The sequence below is a fragment of the Paenarthrobacter sp. NPDC057981 genome (assembly GCF_042886835.1).
Classification (GTDB): domain Bacteria; phylum Actinomycetota; class Actinomycetes; order Actinomycetales; family Micrococcaceae; genus Arthrobacter.
On sequence record NZ_JBHVQI010000025.1, the window covers coordinates 1 to 18124 of the forward strand.

Annotated in this window: 14 protein-coding genes, 1 pseudogene and 1 riboswitch; of the genes and pseudogenes, 7 read left to right on the top strand and 8 right to left on the bottom strand. The window is 63.7% G+C overall.

Annotated elements, in window-relative coordinates:
• Positions 1–191: 191 nt before the first annotated feature.
• Together ACFVSI_RS18110 and ACFVSI_RS18115 are read left to right on the top strand one after the other, a co-directional pair.
• Positions 192–962, top strand: coding sequence for a signal peptidase I (locus tag ACFVSI_RS18110; RefSeq protein WP_387826647.1), 771 nt, complete (start codon positions 192–194; stop codon positions 960–962).
• The gene (locus tag ACFVSI_RS18115) at positions 955–1380 is read left to right on the top strand and encodes an Hpt domain-containing protein (protein ID WP_387826650.1); all 426 of its coding nucleotides are present in this window, start codon (positions 955–957) and stop codon (positions 1378–1380) included. Before ACFVSI_RS18110 ends, ACFVSI_RS18115 begins: the two co-directional genes overlap by 8 nt.
• Here ACFVSI_RS18115 and ACFVSI_RS18120 read toward each other — a convergent pair.
• Complete coding sequence (locus ACFVSI_RS18120) at positions 1364–2632, bottom strand: MFS transporter (protein WP_387826653.1); 1269 nt, start codon at positions 2630–2632, stop codon at positions 1364–1366. The two genes, ACFVSI_RS18115 and ACFVSI_RS18120, sit on opposite strands and share 17 nt — an antisense overlap.
• 206 nt (positions 2633–2838) lie before the next feature.
• Here ACFVSI_RS18120 and ACFVSI_RS18125 point away from each other — a divergent pair, with 206 nt between their 5' ends.
• The gene (locus tag ACFVSI_RS18125) at positions 2839–3609 is read left to right on the top strand and encodes an IclR family transcriptional regulator (protein ID WP_387826656.1); all 771 of its coding nucleotides are present in this window, start codon (positions 2839–2841) and stop codon (positions 3607–3609) included.
• A gap of 83 nt (positions 3610–3692) precedes the next feature.
• Complete coding sequence (locus ACFVSI_RS18130) at positions 3693–4880, top strand: 4-hydroxybenzoate 3-monooxygenase (protein ID WP_387826659.1); 1188 nt, start codon at positions 3693–3695, stop codon at positions 4878–4880.
• Positions 4881–5173: 293 nt separating this feature from the next.
• On the opposite strand, the pseudogene ACFVSI_RS18135 reads toward ACFVSI_RS18130, so the two are convergent.
• Both ACFVSI_RS18135 and ACFVSI_RS18140 read right to left on the bottom strand, forming a co-directional pair.
• Positions 5174–7014 (bottom strand): annotated as a pseudogene (locus ACFVSI_RS18135) (DUF222 domain-containing protein).
• 135 nt (positions 7015–7149) lie between these two features.
• Positions 7150–9981: a chitobiase/beta-hexosaminidase C-terminal domain-containing protein gene (locus tag ACFVSI_RS18140; RefSeq protein ID WP_387826662.1), complete on the bottom strand. Its 2832-nt coding sequence runs from the start codon at positions 9979–9981 to the stop codon at positions 7150–7152.
• A 284-nt stretch (positions 9982–10265) separates the two neighbouring features.
• Here ACFVSI_RS18140 and ACFVSI_RS18145 point away from each other — a divergent pair, with 284 nt between their 5' ends.
• The gene (locus ACFVSI_RS18145) at positions 10266–11411 is read left to right on the top strand and encodes an LOG family protein (RefSeq protein ID WP_387826789.1); all 1146 of its coding nucleotides are present in this window, start codon (positions 10266–10268) and stop codon (positions 11409–11411) included.
• A gap of 9 nt (positions 11412–11420) precedes the next feature.
• Here ACFVSI_RS18145 and ACFVSI_RS18150 read toward each other — a convergent pair whose 3' ends face one another.
• The 3 genes from ACFVSI_RS18150 to ACFVSI_RS18160 all read right to left on the bottom strand — a co-directional run bounded on the left by ACFVSI_RS18150 (position 11421) and on the right by ACFVSI_RS18160 (position 14611).
• The gene (locus ACFVSI_RS18150) at positions 11421–12356 is read right to left on the bottom strand and encodes a matrixin family metalloprotease (protein ID WP_387826665.1); all 936 of its coding nucleotides are present in this window, start codon (positions 12354–12356) and stop codon (positions 11421–11423) included.
• A gap of 120 nt (positions 12357–12476) precedes the next feature.
• The gene (locus tag ACFVSI_RS18155; RefSeq protein WP_387826668.1) at positions 12477–13370 is read right to left on the bottom strand and encodes a matrixin family metalloprotease; all 894 of its coding nucleotides are present in this window, start codon (positions 13368–13370) and stop codon (positions 12477–12479) included.
• An 86-nt stretch (positions 13371–13456) separates the two neighbouring features.
• Complete coding sequence (locus ACFVSI_RS18160) at positions 13457–14611, bottom strand: VIT1/CCC1 transporter family protein (protein WP_387826671.1); 1155 nt, start codon at positions 14609–14611, stop codon at positions 13457–13459.
• A 261-nt stretch (positions 14612–14872) separates the two neighbouring features.
• On the opposite strand from ACFVSI_RS18160, the gene ACFVSI_RS18165 reads away from it, so the two are divergent.
• Positions 14873–15064 carry a hypothetical protein gene (locus tag ACFVSI_RS18165; protein ID WP_387826674.1) on the top strand — a complete coding sequence of 64 codons (192 nt, stop codon included), beginning with the start codon at positions 14873–14875 and terminating at the stop codon, positions 15062–15064.
• Here the strand turns inward: ACFVSI_RS18165 and ACFVSI_RS18170 are convergent.
• Positions 15061–15393, bottom strand: coding sequence for a hypothetical protein (locus ACFVSI_RS18170; RefSeq protein ID WP_387826677.1), 333 nt, complete (start codon positions 15391–15393; stop codon positions 15061–15063). The two genes, ACFVSI_RS18165 and ACFVSI_RS18170, sit on opposite strands and share 4 nt — an antisense overlap.
• Positions 15394–15409: 16 nt before the next feature.
• A riboswitch (SAM riboswitch) is annotated at positions 15410–15529 on the bottom strand.
• 202 nt (positions 15530–15731) lie between these two features.
• Positions 15732–17267: a sodium:solute symporter gene (locus ACFVSI_RS18175; RefSeq protein WP_387826680.1), complete on the bottom strand. Its 1536-nt coding sequence runs from the start codon at positions 17265–17267 to the stop codon at positions 15732–15734.
• A gap of 279 nt (positions 17268–17546) precedes the next feature.
• Here ACFVSI_RS18175 and ACFVSI_RS18180 point away from each other — a divergent pair, with 279 nt between their 5' ends.
• Positions 17547–18122: a helix-turn-helix domain-containing protein gene (locus tag ACFVSI_RS18180; protein ID WP_262277625.1), complete on the top strand. Its 576-nt coding sequence runs from the start codon at positions 17547–17549 to the stop codon at positions 18120–18122.
• Positions 18123–18124: the final 2 nt, after the last annotated feature.

The following is an 18124-nucleotide window of genomic DNA, read 5'->3' on the forward strand; positions in this document are numbered from 1 at the left end:
GGACAACACCTTCCAAGGCGCCACCTCCACCATCGCCTTCGCCTTCACCGGCACCCAACGCACCGAAACCACCAAGTAACCACTGAGCCCCGCCGGGCCTGGTCGGGCGCCCCCCTGCCCGATCAGGTCCGCCGGTACTGCTTCCGCTATCCCACAAAGCAATCCCCACAGAACGAAAGGAACGCCAGGACATGAGCGCCATCGAGACCCTCAACGGACCAGCACTCCACGGCCGGCGTTCCGCTGCGAAGGCTTCGGCTTTCAAGGTCACTGCCCGGAAAGGGAGCACCACCATGAGCGACACCGCCGTCGTAAGCCCCGCCGTCGTAAGCACTGCTGTCGTAAGCCCCGCCGAAACTGCCACCAAAGCGGTCGTAGCCCCGGCAGCAAAAGGTCCCCTCCGCCGCGTTGCAGGTGCCGTGGCGCGGGTCATCGGCGTAGGCTTGCTGGTTCTGGGCGCGCTGGTGTTCCTGTTCCTGGCCATCGGTCCCCGTGTTCTGGGCTACCAAACGTCCACCATGCTGACAGGATCCATGTCTCCCCTGATCAATCCGGGAGACGTCGTAGTCACCGTTCCGACGCCGATCCAGGACATCAAAGTGGGCGACATCATCACCTACCACATCCCGGTGGAGGATCAGCGGGTGGAAACCCACCGCATCGTCGAGATCACGACGACCGCAGATGGTGGGGTCGCCGTGCAGACCAAGGGCGACGCCAACAACGGCATAGATCCTTGGATCGCCACCCTTCAGGGCAAGACCGTGGACAAGCAGGTCGCCACCATCCCCTACGTGGGCAACGCAATCCGGGTCCTCCGTGAACCGATGGTGCTGAACACACTGATGTATGGCGCGCCGGCAATTTTGGTGATCGGAATGCTGGCTTCCATCTGGACCAAAGACCCCAGCAAGACGGCGTCGGAAGGCGCTGCACAGGCCCAGGCAGCAAGCGGTGAGTGACCGTCCTGCACCCAACCCGGGCTCCAACCCGCTGGAACCGTGCAAGCTGCAGGCGCTGGCCGAGGAGTTGGGCGACTCCCGGCTGGCGCAGCGTTTCTTCTCCACCTATCTCGCGATGCTGCCCGGTCGCCTGCTCAAGTTGTCCAATGGCCTGGGCCGCCACGACCTCGACGCCAGCATGGACGCGGTTCTCAGCCTCAAGATTTCCTCGGCCATGGTGGGTGCCGTGGAAACGGAAACCCAGTGCAGGGCCATCGAAATGATGATCCGGGAGGACCACTTCGACACAGCAGTAGAGGCACTCCCGGAACTGAGGAAGTCCACCGACCGTTGTTTTGCCGCCGGGCCACAACTCCTGGGGACAGTTGGGGATACCTCCTGCCGTAGTCCCCGGAACCCGGCTAGCGGTCGGCCGTAACTGCTTCTTCGCTGTTCCTGACCTCGCGCGGGACCAGGAACAGGGCAGCAACAGCCAGCACGCCCGCCGCGGCGAACACATAGAAACCAGCCGGGTAGGCGATATTGGCCGCAACCAAGGTTCCCGTCACGGCCGGGCCGACGATGGCGCCGAGTCGGCCAACCCCAGCGGCGAAACCAAGGGCGGTTCCGCGGAGCGTCGAGGGGAAGAGCTGGCTGACCCAGGCGTACACCAGCACCTGAGAGCTGAAGACGAAAATGCCAGTCACGAACACTGCGGCGTTGAGCAGGAATTCGTTCTGGATTTTGACGCTCAGGATGGCCAGGAACACCGCCGAGAGCCCGAACCACATCAGCACGATCTTCTTGGTCCCGTGCTTGTCGGCCAGGACGCCAGCCAGGAACAGCCCTGCAACAGCCCCAAGGTTCAGAACCAGCAGGAGCGTCAGTCCAGTGCTCACGGGGTATCCTGCGGCAGCCATCAGCTGGGGCAGCCAAGTGTTGAGACCGTAAACCAGCAACAATCCCATAAACGACGCCACGCCGATTCCCAGCGCCACCACCGGATACGGCTTCTGGAGCAGGTCGCGGAAACCGGTCTTGGGTGCTGCTTTGGGTGACCGCTCGACGGCGGCAGCCGGCTTTGGAGCCGCGCCCGTCTGCGCCGGTGCTGCTTCGGGCAGAGACTCGGGCAACTTTGCCCAGAGGAACGGCAAGAGCACCAAGCCAGCAACGCCACCAATGATGAACATGAGGCGCCAGTTCGGCACGATGATGATGGCCAGAAGGGCCGTGGCGACGGCACCGACGTGATATCCGGTCATGGTCCTGGTGGTCGATTTTCCAGCTGTTCCGGCCGGGGCGTAGTCGTTCATATAGGCCAGGGCTGCGGGAAGGCATGCTCCAAGGCCAAGACCAGCCAGAAGACGCAACACAGAGAACACGGCCACGTTGGGCGCAAAAGCCACTCCAATGGTGAAAATCGAGAAGCCTGCCACGCAGGCGATCAGCAGCTTGCGGCGACCGAACTTGTCCGAGAGCGGTGCAATGAAAAGTGCGCCCAGGCCGACACCAACCAAGGAGATGGTGGCAGCGAAAGTGGCTCCAACAGCGTCAAAGCCGAGTTCGCCGGTCTTGATCAGTGTTGGGATGACGGTTCCCAGGACCACAAGGTCAAAACCGTCCAAGACCATGGCCAGCCAGCAAAGCCACACAGGCCATTGTGAGCGGTTGGCAGATGACATCGTTGGCATAGCGTCCTCATTATTGGGGGTGCCGGTCACCTGAACGACCGGTCAGTACGAGATTTGTATCACTGCTCCTTGTAACGCTGCACACGTTCTACCATTGAATGGAATCCTGACCGGTAAGAGTCTCGATTCTGAGTGAAGGCGTCATCGTTCGACGCCTTCGAGTGGTGTCACGCGTCGATGATGCGCGTGCAGGAAGGTGGCGAACCGTGGCCAACTCAACATCCGGGGACTCCGTGGTGGAGCGGGTGGTAAGGGTTATCTCCGCATTCCCGGAGGGTGCGACTTCGCTGCAGCTGAGCGAGCTCGCTGAGCGGGCTGGACTGCCGTTGTCCTCAGCCCACCGGCTGGTGCGTCAACTCGCGGAGCAGGGTCTGCTGGACCTTGGGGCGGGCGGAACGGTACGCCTCGGGCTGCGTCTGTGGGAACTCGTCAACCGGAATTCGCCGACGCTGGCACTGCGGCAGGCCGCGATGCCGTTCATGGAAGACATCCAGCAGGTGCTGAACCAGAACGTCAACCTGGCCGTACTCGACGGCTGGGAAGCTCTCTTTGTGGAGCGTCTTTCCCGGCGGGGCTCTGTGGCGAACCGGGCCAAGGTCGCAGGGAGGATGCCTGTCCACATTTCCTCGGCTGGGCTTGCGTTGATGTCCAACCAGTCCCGCGAACTGCAGGCGGAGTACCTCAAACAATTCCGCGACCCTGCCGGAAAGGTCACTGCCGACGTCGTCCGTCATCTCCTGGCCGAAGCCGCGCAACAAGGGTATTCCCAATTGGCGGGCGTGGTGGACCCGGACACGTGGGGGATCGCGGTACCGGTCGTGGACGCCAGGCGCCGGACGGTGGCAGCGCTGGGGGTGGTGGTTCCCATTGCGGAGATGCGTCTGCAGGCGTTGGTGCCTGCCCTGCAGACTGCTGCGCGCGGCATCGGCCGCCAGCTGGGTGCTACCAACGACTTCCGTTCAATGGAATTGGTGTAATGCCACTCACTTCCCGCAAGGCACACTGATTCCAAGCTCAACCCGTCCACCAGGAGGCGGGAACCGCAACGAAGCGAGGAATCATGGCACGCACACCCATCACCACACAGGTAGCCATCATGGGCGGAGGGCCCGCCGGGCTCATGCTTTCGCATCTGTTGGCCAAGCAGGGAATCGACTCCGTGGTGGTCGAGATCCGCAGCCGCAAAGACATCCAGGAGACGGTCCGTGCCGGGATCCTGGAGCACGGCACAGTGAACCTCTTGGTGGACTCAGGCGTTTCGGACCGCGTACTCCGCGAAGGCGACCGCCACGATGGCATCGAACTGCGCTTCAATGGCGAGAGCCACCGCATCAACTTCAAGGAACTTGTTGGTGAATCCGTGTGGTTGTACCCGCAGACCGACGTTTTCATGGATTTGGCCGCTCGTCGGGAGGCCGATGGCGGCGATGTCCGTTACAGCGTTTCGGACACGACCGTCCACGATCTTGAAGGCAAGCCGAAAGTTTGGTTCACGGACTCGGATGGCCAGGAGTTTGAGATCCAGGCCGACTTCCTCGTGGGGGCCGACGGCTCGCGTAGCCACTGCCGCTTCCAAATTCCTGAAGCCAACCGCAAGTGGTACTTCCACGAATACCCCTTCGCCTGGTTTGGCATCCTGGCAGAAGCCCCGCGCAGTTCGGATGAGTTGATCTACGCAAATTCCAAAGACGGCTTCGCCCTGATCAGCCAACGCACCGAGACGGTGCAGCGCATGTACTTCCAGTGCGACCCCAAGGAGAATCCCGCCGACTGGAACGACGAACGCATCTGGTCCGAATTCCGCAAGCGTGTCAACGGCAACGGCTTTGAGCTCAAGGAGGGGCCGGTCCTTGAAAAGATGGTCCTCCCCTTCCGCAGCTTTGTTCACACTCCGATGCGCTACGGCAACCTCTTCCTCGCCGGCGACGCCGCCCACACGGTCCCTCCGACTGGGGCGAAGGGTCTTAACCTGGCCATCCATGACGTCAAGGTACTGTTCGAGGGGCTCGACTCCTTCTACTCCAATGGTTCTACGGCCCTCCTGGATTCGTACAGCGACCGCGCCCTGGACCGGGTCTGGAAGGCTCAGCACTTCTCATACTGGATGACGTCCATGCTGCACACCGTTCCCGGAGCCGATGACTTCGACCGTGCCCGCCAACTTGGCGAGCTGCACTCTGTAGTCACTTCCGAGCACGCCAAGGCTTACCTCGCTGAGTCGTACACGGGGTGGCCGACCTTGCGTTGATTCGGGCGCGTTGTTTTATGCCGGGATAGCTGAGTGGACGTCTGCACCACCTCGGACCCAAGTCGCCTTGTTCTTTGCGTCCGCGTTCGACGAAACGCACCAGCGCCTTGCGGCAGGGGGGCGGGCGCACGGCATGCTTCTCTGAGCGCCCCGTCCGCGACACCCTTGCTGTCGAATCAGGCGCGGCCGACCACTTGAGTAATCGCCGACCGCCTGGGTGCTCCATGCTGTCCGCGCCCCTTCTTAGCCCCGTCGTACCTTAACCATTGGCCCGTTTCTGCTGCTGCTTTTGTTTATGTTCGCAGTGGTGTGTGGTGGTGGTTGCGGCGGGGTGTTTGGTGGGGGTCGATGTGGGGTGGGGGATGAACCAGGGTGTGCCGGTTTTCATGTCGATGCGCCATTGTTCTTTGTGGATGAGGTGGTGGTGGTGGGAGCAGAGCAGGGTGCCGTTCTGTGTTCCTGTGGTGCCGCCGTGTGACCAGTAGGTGATGTGGTGGGCTTCGCACCAGGGGGCTGGGATGGTGCAGTCGGGGAAGGCGCAGCCGTGGTCGCGGGCGGTGATGGCTTTGCGGATGTGGGGTGGGAAGATCCGGGTGCTGCGGCCGATGTCGAGGATTTGGGAGTCGGTGCCGAGCAGGACGGGGATGATGTCGGCGTCGCAGGCGATTTTGCGGATGGTGTTCGGGTGCAGGGGGCCGGTGAACGTCGCAGATCCCGTACCCATGCCTGTGCTGGGACCTGTGCTGGTGCCGGGGTCGGTGCCGGTGAACGTCGCTGTGCCGGTGCCGTTCCCGGTGGTGGTTGGTGTGGGTGTGTGGTTGTAGCGGGTGATGGTGTTGAAGAGTTCTTGGTGGTCGATGGTGACGGTGAGTTGGGGTCGGAGTCCGCCGTTGGAGGGTAGTTTTCCGGTGGTCATGGCTACGGCGCAGGCTCCGACGAGTCCGTCGAGGAGTTTCTGGGCGCGGGAGCGCCGGTCCAGTACCGGCCCGTGGTTGGCAGTGTCTGGGTCTGCTGTGCCGGTGTTGGTGTTGGTGTCTGGTTTTGTGGTGTTCGCGGTGGTGGTGAGTCGGGGGTTGGTGGCGGTGTTCATGGCGGTGGTGAGGGTTTCGTATTGTTCGGCGGTGGCGAAGATTTCGAGGTGGTGGAGTCCGTAGCGGTGTCGGCGTCGCAGGAACGCGCCTTGGGTGTGGCGGAGGGCTTCTTCGGAGGGTTCGGGGCCGTTCTGGTCGATGGCGTCGGTCCAGCGTCGGGTCATGGTGGTGAGGAAGTCGGGGTCGGATTGGGTTGCTGTGCGGGTCAGGGCCTGTTCCATCCGGGTAAGGGTGTCCGCGTCGGTCAGGTGCTGGATCTTGTCCAGGGCGGTGGCGATGATCGTGGCGGACCGGGAGGGTACCTGGGTCAGAGCGAGGGCTTGGGCGAGGTGTTCGCGCCGGGCCGGGACCTGTTGGCCGGTCATTCCCTCCCCGGGCAGGGCATCCGCGGCGAGGGCGAGGCGGCGTCGGGCTTCACCGATCCCGATCCGTAGCCGGGCCCGCAGGAACTCCGCCGGGTTCCGGTACCCATCATCAAGCACACTGCCTGCACGCGCCCCGGCACTATCAACGCCTGTACCCGCCCCAGCACCAGTCGCGCCCCCGGTTGCTGTAGGCTCGGTCCACCCTGTCCGCCACTCCGGCCCGCCCGATCCCTGCACCTGCAACCGCGCCTCATTCCGGGTCCGTTCCACGGCCTGGGCCGCAACCACCTGGACGTACTCAAGGGCCCGTGAGATCTCCTCGACCCTGCCCGCGAAATCTGCGGCTTCCATGAAGTCGAACAACCGGGCGTCCGCCGCAGCACATGAGCGCAGGAAGTCGACGGCTTCTGCGCCATCAGCAAGAGCCTCGGCCACTCCTGCGCCGGCCGTGCGTATCCCATCGCTGGTGCGCCGCGACGCGGAACCCTCGCCCGGCTGCGTGAAGGCTCCGTCTACGGCTGGGACCAGCTGACCCGTTTCGATCAACGCGGCTGTGCGTTTGATCTCGCCGGGCGGTATTAACCGCAGGACTGTGTCACTCCGGCGGGCGCGTCGGGGCAGCGCTTTGGCACCGGGCGAACCTGCCCGCCGCGCCAAGACATCCCCAATGCTTCCCATGAACCAACCCTGTCACCTGGCTCTGACATTATTGGCACCCTTCTTCGAAGGGCGGGCTATGGGGTCCGGGCATAGCTGACGCGGGCCGAAGAGTCTGGGGGAAAACTCCGACCCGCGCCAGGTTTTTGGGGTTGGCTAGCCGATTATTGTCATGGCTTGCCAACCGGTACCGAGGCTGGTGGGTGGGACGTTGCTCAGCGTCCCGCTGCCGCTGCCTGAGTAGAGCCACAGGGTGTCGCCGATCCGGCCGATCACGTCGTTCTTGCCATCGCCGTCGAGGTCCCGGGGTCCTGCGATCAATGTTCGGTTGTCCCAGCCTGCGGAGATCTGCTTCCAGGGGAGCCATCCGCGGGTTCCGTCGCCCGGGTAGAGCCAGAGGGCGCCTGTATCCGTGCGCCTGGCCAGCACATCCGTCGTACCATCTCCATTAAAGTCCCCCGTGCTCAGAATTGCATTCATAACATTCCAGCCGGTTCCAATGGTGGTTGGTGTACGAAGACCACCGCTCCCTGTGCCCTCGTAGAGTCGCAGATCCCCGCTGCTCCTCCGGGCGATGACATCCGGTATGCCGTCGCCGCTGAAGTCGCCGGGGGAGAACAGCTGGCTCATGGTGGTCCACCCAATGCTCACCTGGACCCGTGCGCCGAAGCTGCCGGCGCCGTCGCCCGGGTAGAACCACAGCACATCTCCGCCGCGGGCCAGCAGATCCGGCTTGCCGTCCTTGTTGAAGTCGCCAGGGGTGATGATGTCGGTGATGGTTGACCATGCCGGCGCAGGAAGCGCCGTCTGCCGTGGGCCGAGTCCGCCTGCGCCGTCACCCGGGTAGAGGAAGAGGTTGCCGGCGCTGTCGGAGGACAAGACATCTGACTTGCCGTCCCCATTGAAGTCATGGGACGACGGCGGACCGGCTGCGGGAACCGTGTACGTCTGGGTTCCAACGGGCGAGGCGTTCCCTGCCGTATCCACTCCGATGTACTTCAGGTTCAGTTGCGTCGTCCCCATGACAATCGGGGTGGAGTACTTGATGTTCGTTGCAGATGCCGTGGCCGTAGGAGTGCTGCCGTCGGTGGTGTAGTAGACGCTGGCGCCCGGCTCATCGGCGGAGAGGGTGATGGTTGCTCCGCTGGCCAGTGCCCGGCTGGTGGGGCTCGCCGTCACCACAGGTGCCCTGGTGTCCGGCGGAACGGTATAGGTCTGTGTCACGATGTCCGAGACGTTCCCAGCAGGATCCGTGGCGAAGAACTTAAGGGTCATCGGATCCGGGCCCGGGAACACAATGGGTGCGGAGTACGCCACGCCTGCTGCCAGGGGATCACTGCCGTCCTTGGTGTACTTGATGACGGAGTTTGCTTCATTGGATGTCAGGGTGATGGTGGTGCCCGGAGCGTATGGACCGCTTGTCGGGTTGGCCGTCACCACTGGCTTGGTGACGTCAGGACCGGTGGAGTAGTTCTGGGTGACAACGGCCGACGTGTTGTTGGCAGTATCCACCGCGAAATACTTCAGCGTCAGCGGACCATTCACGGTGATGGGAGTGGTGTATTTGGCGCTGGCCGTTGTGGGGGTGGTTCCGTCAACGGTGTAGTAGATCGTCGCGGGCTCGTTCGCGGCCAGTGTGACCTTCTGCCCGATGTCGTACGTTCCGCTTGCGGGTGTCGCTGTGACCTCCGGCGCGATGACATCGGCCGTAATGTAGGCCTCGAACTCGGACAGGCCCACGTTGGTGGTGGAGGCACTGACGGAGCTGATGTTGAAGCGGACCGAGGTGACCGTCCGGGCCGGGAAGTTCACAGTCAATCCGGAGCCGTTGTTGGGCAGTGCCCCCACAGGTACGGAGCTGCCGTCGGAGAAGGCCAGGTTGCCGCCGGTTACTTGATCGCTGAGGACCGGCCGGTCAAACAGCGTTACGGCGTTGATGGTCTTGGCAGGGGAGAAGTTGTACTGGATCCAGCTGCCCGCCTTGCCGCCGTTGGTCACCCATTCCCGGCCGGCGTCCATGGGGGAGCCCCAGGCGTACCCGTCGCGGGCCTTTTCAGGGCTCTGAGCCGAGGCCTTCTGCGAGGAAGCGCTCACGGTGGTTCCTGCCGATTTGGCGGCGTTGCCGGTCCACTCGATGGCAGTGATGTATTGCCGCTTGAGCCAGTCGCTGTAAGGGGGTGCCGGGCAGGGTGTGTCGCAGAGGTACTTGTCGAAGTCCGCGAAGCGTACAAAGGTGTTGACCTTGTTGGTCAGATCAGCGCCGGTGACATTTTGGGCGTATTCGTCGATCACGTAGGCGTCGTATGCCGATGCCGTATGGGGACCGGTGTAGGCCCTGCTGGCCAGTTGGGCGAACTTTGCCGTAGCCCAGTGGTCGCTGTGGTCGTACGGGTTCTGATAGCTCCCCGTCCAATCCTGGGTGCGGAAGGTGGTGGGTCGGTAATTGGCTACCAGCTGGTTCAACGTTGTTTGGAATTGGCTCTTGGTGAAGGCTGCCGCTCCATCAACCGGGCGGATGGAGCTGAGCCTGCCATCCCACAACTTCAGGATGCTCTGGCCGTTGTAACGATTGCTGCCCGTCCCGTCCGGGAAGCCGTCCGGAAGCCGCATGAAAACGACCGAAATGTTCGGGGCCGCGTTCAATGTTTGAAGAGTGAGGGGACGCCCGGGTATGCCGGCGTCGGAGGTGGTCCAGGCATCGGCGACGCCGGCCATCTTGGAGTAGCTTGCCCGGATTCCGGCTTCGAGGCTGTTCCAGTAGGCAGGGCCCTCGCCTGCCTCGCCGGCTGTGGTGTAGACCGTCTGCACACAGCGTTTGGCTTGGATGTCCCGCATGAAATCCGGGCTGATGAAAATCAGGTCATCATCGGTGTGGGCCACAACCTGCATGGCGCCCCCGGTGCCCGGACAAGGCGGAACGGCTGCCGAAGCAGGGGCCGCGATTCCAACGGTCAGTGCAGAGAAGGCAACTGATGAGCCCAGCAGCAAGCCAAGGATTTTTTGAGTACGAAACAGGGGAAACTGACGACGACGCCGAGCGTATTTTGGACGGTCCACAACCATTGCTCCTCGAGCAGATGTTGGGCCCCCCAGCCGGCAAATTTACGACGCCCCCCGGACGTCATTCAGTTGGGTACTGCGGTTCCTCCAACAAATGGAAGTGAAGCAGTGATCGTTACTGTACTCCTTGGGGTAACTCCATGGCTAGGGTCCAGGCCGGACCATTCGCCGGATCCCGGCAGGCCGGTGTGCACGGCCACTACGCTGAAACCATGAACCGCACCGCAGCGTTGAATCCCAGCCCTCGAACACTCGACGTCGAAAGCGTGGTTCACTTCGATCGGTTGCTTGGTGCCGGCGCAGTCTCAATGCACGGCTGGCACGCACAATCGTTGGATCTTCGGGGGTACTCACGCCAGCTCAAGGCCATGGACCCCCAGGGGGCGATCTTCCTTGGCTGCACCTTCGACGCCGGTGTGGAGGACAGCCTGCGAAGCCGCGGTGCGCTGATCTTCCCCAAGCTGCAGGGCATACCTTTCGACCCGTACCGTGGCAGTCTCTACACCCCGGCGGAACTCTATCCGGACATCCCAAGAACTGAGTACGAGGCCACTCTCGATGCGCAGGTCTACCAGTGGAGCATCCTGCCCGGCCAGCGGCAGAGCCTGGACGCGACGCTCGCCGCCGCCCTGCACGACCACGCCGTAGGCGATGCCTTGGACGAGGCACTTGACCAAGGTGCTTTCGCCGGCAGCGGGATCGTGGGAGTCATGGGTGGCCATGCTGCCCAGCGCGGTTCCAAAGAGTTTGCCGACGCTGCCCGCTTGGGGAGTTTGCTCGCCCGGGCTGGCTTTGCCGTCGCCACCGGGGGAGGCCCGGGGGCCATGGAAGCGGCGAATATGGGCGCGTACTTCAGTGAAAGGCCCGACGCCGAACTGAAGGCCGCCGTCGGTTCGCTCGCCGAGGTTCCGGGGTTCAGGCCCTCGGTGACGGCTTGGGCGCGAAAGGCGGCCGCCGTCGTCGAACGTTATCCCGACGGCACCCCGACGCTGGGCATCCCCACCTGGTTCTACGGGCACGAGCCACCCAACCTCTTCGCCACCCATATTGCCAAATACTTCGCCAATGCCATCCGGGAGGCCATCCTCCTGGAACTTTGCAACGGCGGGATCGTGTTCCTGCCCGGGGCCGCAGGAACGGTACAGGAAATTTTCCAGGACGCCTGTGAGAACTACTACGGGGCACCGGAAACCATCACGCCCATGGTTTTGGTAGGGCGCGAGCACTGGGAACGGACCTTTCCGGCGTGGCCCATGCTGCAAAGTCTCGCTGCGGGCAAACCCATGGCGGAGCGGATCTTCCTGGTGGATTCAGTGGACGAGGCACTCGCGGTCCTGACGGGTGAGCGGCGGCAGTAAGCACCCCGCTCAAAAGTCCTTGCTGCAGGGTCCGGCACCAAGCTTCGCCAGGCCCGTCAGGTCACCGGCCGCATAGTGCCGGACCCAGGAGGCCTGGCCGTACATGAGCTGCCGGGGATCGTCCACGTGGTCCAGCCCCACGAGATGGCCCAGTTCGTGCATGATGACAGCGACGCCGATTTCGTCCCCGTTTGGTGTGTCCACGATGCCGGCAAACTGCGGGGCATCCAAAGACACTGTCCCTGTTACGTACGCCTTGTATCCGTTGCTCAGGCCGATGGAGGAACTCCCGCCCAGTCCGACGGTTTGCCCGGTCAGGCGCGGAACCTGTTCCGGAGTGCTCCACGCGATGAGTACCGGCGCCCAACGATCGCCATACCTGGCAGGTTGGTAGCCGGAACGGTTCGGGGAGGGGATCTCGGAACTGGGCCCGTCGTAGATGAACCTTAAGCCGGTGGCGTTGCTGGCTTGCTGGACGGCCTTCTCCACCAAGACCTGCCAGGAAGCCGGTGCGAGGTCCGAATTCACCACGTAATGGATGGGCCTGCAGGGTGAATAGGCCAGTGGTGTTCCGTCCTCTTTGACGGCCAGGAACCTGTACGAGCTGCTGGCTTGGGCCACAGGTGGAGGCGTCCCGAGTGGTGCATCCGCTTCTTCCCGGCCGGGCAGGGGATCATCACGTTGCCCGAAAGGCGCCAGCCCGGGGCGCGCCGGCTGGCTTTGCGTTTCTGATGATCCGTAGAGAAACTGTTGCAGTTCGCCGCCGAAAAAAGCCCCGGCGCACACGAGCCCCAGGATTCCCAGCAGGAACAAAATGGCGGCGATACTGCTGTGCTTGATGGGCGGCCGGGGTTCAGGTGGTTCGTGCGGACTTGACGCCGCGGGAAGGAAACGGGGCCGGGGAGGATCCGGGTCCGGCCACTTGGACGGCCCATAAGGTTCCATGGAACCCCCTGACGTGGAGGCCGCGGACGTGCGGTGGGGCGCCGCCGTCGGCCGTATCCGTCAGCATAGGTCCAGTCCGGTCCGGAGTCCATGGCGTCGGTTTTCCGGTGAGGAAATCCGCTAGATGTCCTTGCGGCAGGGAGCTGAGGCCAGGAGATGGAGGCCGTTCAAGTCACCGGCGGCCAGGCCGTCGGGGGCGCCGATTTCCGGGTACATGAGCTGGATTGGATCGTCCACGTGATCCAGGCCCATGACGTGTCCCAGTTCATGCTGCATGACGGCGAGGACATAGTCCGAGCCGCCGGGATCTGAGAGGAGTTCGGCGATCTGGGGTGTGTCGAGCTCAAGGCTCCCGGTGATGTAACTCTTGGGGCCCTTGTCAAGGGAATACATGGTGCTGCCGCCGGTGCCGATGACCTTGCCTTCGAGCGCCGGTGCGGCGTTGGGTGTGGTCCAGGAAATCAGCAGGGGAGCCCACCGGTCGCCATAGCGCGTGGGTTGGTAAGGCTCGCGCTTGTCTGCGGGCTGTTCATCGGTTGTTCCATCACTGACGAACTGGATGCCGGAGGCGGCCGAGATGTTGGCAATCGCCGTGGCCAGGAGCGCGTCCGTTCCCTGGGGTGCGGTGGCGTTGTTCACGACGTAGTGCAGTGGTCGGCAAGGGGAGTACCCAACGGGGGTGCCGTCGTCGTTGGTCGCCAGGAACTTGTACGAATCGTTCGTGGTGCCGGGCGCCGTCGGCGAGGCCAGCGGGGCATCCGCTTCCTCCAGACCCGGCGGTGGCGCGTCCGGGACGCGCGCCGCGGTTGGCTGGGGCTTTCCGATCTGCGGGCTGCCCGGGACGTTGACCCCCGGGAACAGCGCCGTGATGCGGGGGTCAGCCTTCAGGAATCCGGTGACCAGGACCGCTGCCAGTGCGGCAACGACCGCCATGAGCAGGACACGGAGAACACGCCCGGCTGTTCCCGTGCGCCGGTGCTTTGGCACATGCGTTGTTTCCCGCTCCGCGTCCACGGTTCTCCATTCCTCATGCCCTTGGTCACGCGGGGCAGCGCGGAGGACGAACCAACATTACGGTCTGCCGGCGGAGCCGTCCAAACTCAAACGATCGCTGCGCCGAACAGCAACCCGAGGCCGTAGGTGGCAGCTGCGGCTCCGAGCCCGATGGCCAGTTGCCGCAGACCACGGCTGAGCGGTGAGGTTCCGGACAGCAAACCGACGACGGCGCCGGTCGCCAACAGCGCGACTCCCACCAGGACACCTGCCACCAGGAGGGCGGCCATGCCCGTCATGCCGAAGATGAACGGAAGGATGGGCACGATGGCGCCCGAGGCGAAGAAGCAGAAGCTGGACATCGCCGCGCCCCAGGCCGAACCCACGGATTCGTGTTCGTCGGCGACCGGTTTTTCGGGCTGCAGGGAAAGGCTGGGATCACAGTCGCAGCTGAACAGTCCCATGCGCTCGGCGGCCCGGTGCTCGGCTGCCTCCCGAGTCATGCCACGGGCCAGGTAAACGAGCACCAGTTCGTTGTGGTCGATGTCCAACGACGGGGCTGCGGTGAGTGTCGCCTGTGTGGGGAGTGTGGCGTTGAGCAGTTCGCGTTGTGAGCGGACGGAAACGTATTCGCCGGCACCCATGGACAGTGCGCCTGCCAGTAGTCCGGCCACGCCGCTCATGAGCACCACGGAGCTCGACACACCGGTGGCGGCCATGCCCATGACCAGCGAGAGGTTGCTCACCAGGCCATCGTTGGCACCGAAGACCGCTGCACGGAAGGTGCCCGACAGCCTGTTGCGGCCCCGGGTTGCCAAGCCGCGGACGACTTCCTCGTGGATTTGCTCGTCAGCAACCATCGCGGGCGTCGCCGCGGGTTCGGTGCCGTACGGGGAGCGGCCCTCTGCACGCTGTGCCAGGGCAAGGACGAAGACGGATCCAAAGTTCCGGGCCAGGAAACCCAGGAATTGGCTGCGGGCCGACGCTGCTTTGGGCATCCCGGCCTGGTCGCCCAGGAGTTTGAGCCAGTGGGCCTCGTGCCGGCCCTCGGCCTCGGCCAGGGCCAGCAGGATCTGGCGCTCCTCTCCGTCACGACGCTGGGCAAGTTCGCGGTAAACGGCGGCTTCGGCCCGTTCATCGGCCAGGTATTGCCGCCAGCGCCGGATGTCCGACGCCGAGGGCGTGGCCGTGCCTTGGGATTCTGATGATTCGGGGGTGGGATCCGGAGCGGGGCTCGACGGACTCTGGGATTCCTGGTGCATTTGCACTTTATCTCCTGTGCTTGGTGGGGTAGTTGCGGCCCCATTGCACGCCCCACACTACCGCTTATCGGCGGGTATTTTTGGCCGGTATTCCTTAGCTGGAATGTTCGGTGCACCGTAATTTCGGGCGCCGGGTGCTCCGTTTTCCGGGCCTTGACCCGCGCTTGCCCGGGTGCTCAGATGGAAGGACAGAGGCGGGTTGTTCGCAACCTCGCATTTGGCCACCGGGCTCCCGCGGGCCCACGAGACGGAGGTAGCAGCATGGACGCCACCGAATCACACTCGAACTATCCCGAACGCACAACCATCGAGTCAGACCCGGCTTACGACTACGCCGAAGACCAGGAAGTGGACGAGCCCTGGGTGGAGGAAGTGGACGCCCCCGAAGACGACGAACGGGTGGTGCCGATCGATGAGACCGAGGACTTCCGCGAGGAGGACGAGGAAATCTAGGCGCTTTCCCGGCTAAGAATGAAGGTGCATGGCCGGCCTTCCCGTTGGCCTGCCGCGGCTACGGTGACCGTCAGCGTCCCCGAATCCTCACACCACGTGGAAGGCCGGACCGCCTGCGCCAGCGCTGCGGCAATCTCCCGCGATTGTGGATGCCGGAAACACACGGGCCGGTTCCGGGCCAGTATGGTCACCGTGCCAAGGTAAAGGTCGACGGCGGGGATCACCTTGACGGTGGCGGTTGCGGCGGGGGCGCTGCGGGCGTGGCTCAGTTCGCCGTGGATCGGCTCGTTGTGGCTCGGCTGGCTGTGGCTCGGCTCGTGGTAGGGCACGGGGCTGCTCCTGTGGAGAGTGCTCTTGCCCGCTCGGTTGTCTCAGGTCCGGGACGGGCCGCTTCCTCATCCGAACCACCCGTGAACATGGGGTTGGTGCATGGCCAGTCGGAGCTTGGCGCCACATCTCTTGAAGCTGGGACAACCCTACCGCACCTCCCCCCCGTTGTGAGGCCCGCTCTGCGCTCTTTGGGTGGGGTTTGCCGCGCAGAGTGGGCCTTCCAACGTGCAGGTCCGTGGGTTGTGAGGCCTGCTCTGCGCTGTTTGGTTTGGGGGGGTACAAAACAACGGCGGCGCTGCCCCGCAAAGGGGCGGCACCGCCGTCGTGTATTGCTTGGTTAGCTGTTGCTGCCTACCGGGTGTACTTCCGGCGGCAGTTCCTCCGAGATGGCTCCGGCAACGCGCTTGTCCCAAGCCTCGCGGACAGCGGCGTCCGTGGGCGGCGTCAGCAAGGACACCACGACGTAGACCACCAGCGAAGCCCCAAGTCCCCAGTAAATGGGCTCGTTGGCGTAAACGCCGTCTTCGCTGGGGATGATGCCGACCGCGTACATGATGAGCAGGGCCAGTGTGAGCACCGAGCCAACCGCCATGGACCACGCAGCCGCGATACCGGTACCGCGCTTCCACACCAGGCCACCGAGGATGGCAACCAGCAGGCCGCCTACCAGGATGTCGTAGGCGATGGTCAGGGCGACCACCACGTCCTGCGCGGCCATGGAAATGAGCACTGCGAGGACGCCGAGGCCCAGGACCCAGTAGCGGTTTGCCTTGACATCGTGCTCGGGGTTCTCGGTGTCATCGGTGTTGATGTTCTTGCCGAACCAGCTGGCAACGAAAGGCACGACGTCGGCGCGCGCCACTGTTGCGGCGGCGATCAGGGCGCCGGATGCCGTGGACATCATGGCTGCGACTGCTGCTGCCATGACGAGGCCACCGATGCCGACGGGAAGGATGTGGGTAGCGACCTCGGCGTAGACCACGTCCTTGCCGAGGTTGGCGACGTCGATGTTGGGCAGTGCAACACGGGCTGCCAGACCAATCAAGGCGCCGGCGATGCCGTAGAGGATGCAGTAGACGCCGGCCGTGGCGCCGCCCCAGCGGGCAACCTTCGCGGTCTTGGCGGTGAAGACGCGCTGCCAGATGTCCTGGCCGATCAGCAGGCCCAGTGTGTAGACGACGAAGTAGGTAATGATCGTCTGTGTACCAATGCCGTCGATCTGGAAGAAGCTATCCTCCAGACGGGCACGGATGCCGTCCATGCCACCGGCGGCGTTCAGGGCAAAGGGGAGCATCAGGAAGAAGATGCCTACGGTCTTGATGAGGAACTGCACCTGGTCGGCCAGGGTGATGGACCACATGCCGCCGATGGTGGAGTAGACCAGGACGATTGCGCCACCGACGGCGATTGCCATCCAGCGTTCCCAATCGAAGAGCACCACGAAGATGGTGGCGTAGGCGCCGGTGGACGTGGCGCACAGCATCAGCGTGTAGGCCAGCATCACGATGCCGGACGTCTGGGTGGCCTTGCTGCCGTAACGAAGGCTCAGCATTTGGGAGACCGTGTAGATCTTCAATCGCTGGATGGTGCCGGCGAACAGGAGGCTCAGGAGCAGCACGCCGGAGCCGATGGCGACCACGAGCCACATGCCGGAGATGCCGAACTTGTAGCCGAGGCCGACGCCGCCCACGGTGGATGCGCCACCGAGGACAACAGCGGCCATCGTGCCGGTGTAGAGGAAGGGGCCAAGGCGGCGGCCGGCCACCAGGAAGTCGCTGTTGTTCTTGGTGCGGGACTTGCCCCACCAGCCGAACGCCAGCATGGCGAGCAGGTACACCACCACGATTGCGATGTTAATAGCCGAAGATTCCATGAACGGTCCTTGGAGCTGATGCACGGAGGTTGGGGTTTTCGACGATACTCCTGCAGGGCGTCGAAGTCTCCGTGCTGACGATTGGAGATTGTGTTTGAAGCTGGGGAACGTGTTGTGTGCCTCACAGACAACACTTGTTGCCTATGAGGATATGTTGTGATCGGAGTAACAGTCAAGATCCTTTGAACATGGTTACGTCCGCAGTGGCCTTGTTTACGTGCCTCCCGGCTACTATTGCTCCAATGACAGGGCCACATGACAGGCCTGAAAGGTTCGTGAATGAAGGCTCTACCCGTTGAACCGAGCAATGTTCCCGTTGCCATCGGTTCCAGAATCCGCGCAGCCCGGCAGGCGCAGCGCCTCACCATTGAGCAGGTGGCTGACGCGACCGGTCTGACCAAGGGCTTCCTGAGTCGCGTGGAGCGCGACCTGACTTCGCCGTCGGTGGCTTCCTTGGTGACGCTGTGCCAGGTACTTTCCGTTTCCGTCGGTGACCTTTTCGCGGCACCCGAGACCCATCTGACAAGGCGCGACGACGGCCCCAGGATCTCCCTGGGAGGCCAAGGCATAGTGGAACGGTTATTGACTGCGCGTTCGGAGCGGCGCCTGCAGATCCTGCAGGCCACCATCGAGCCCCGGGGCCGGGGTGAGAACGAGCTCTACGCAGTGGACTGCGATGTTGACGTGCTCCACGTGGTCAAGGGCCGCATCAAGCTGATCCTGACCAACGAGGAGTACGAGCTCGAAGAAGGAGACACACTCTCGTTCCCTGGCCGTGAACCCCACACTTGGATCAACCCCACGGACGAGACCGTTGAAGTGCTTTGGGTGCTGGTACCCGCGGCAAGCCGGTAGCG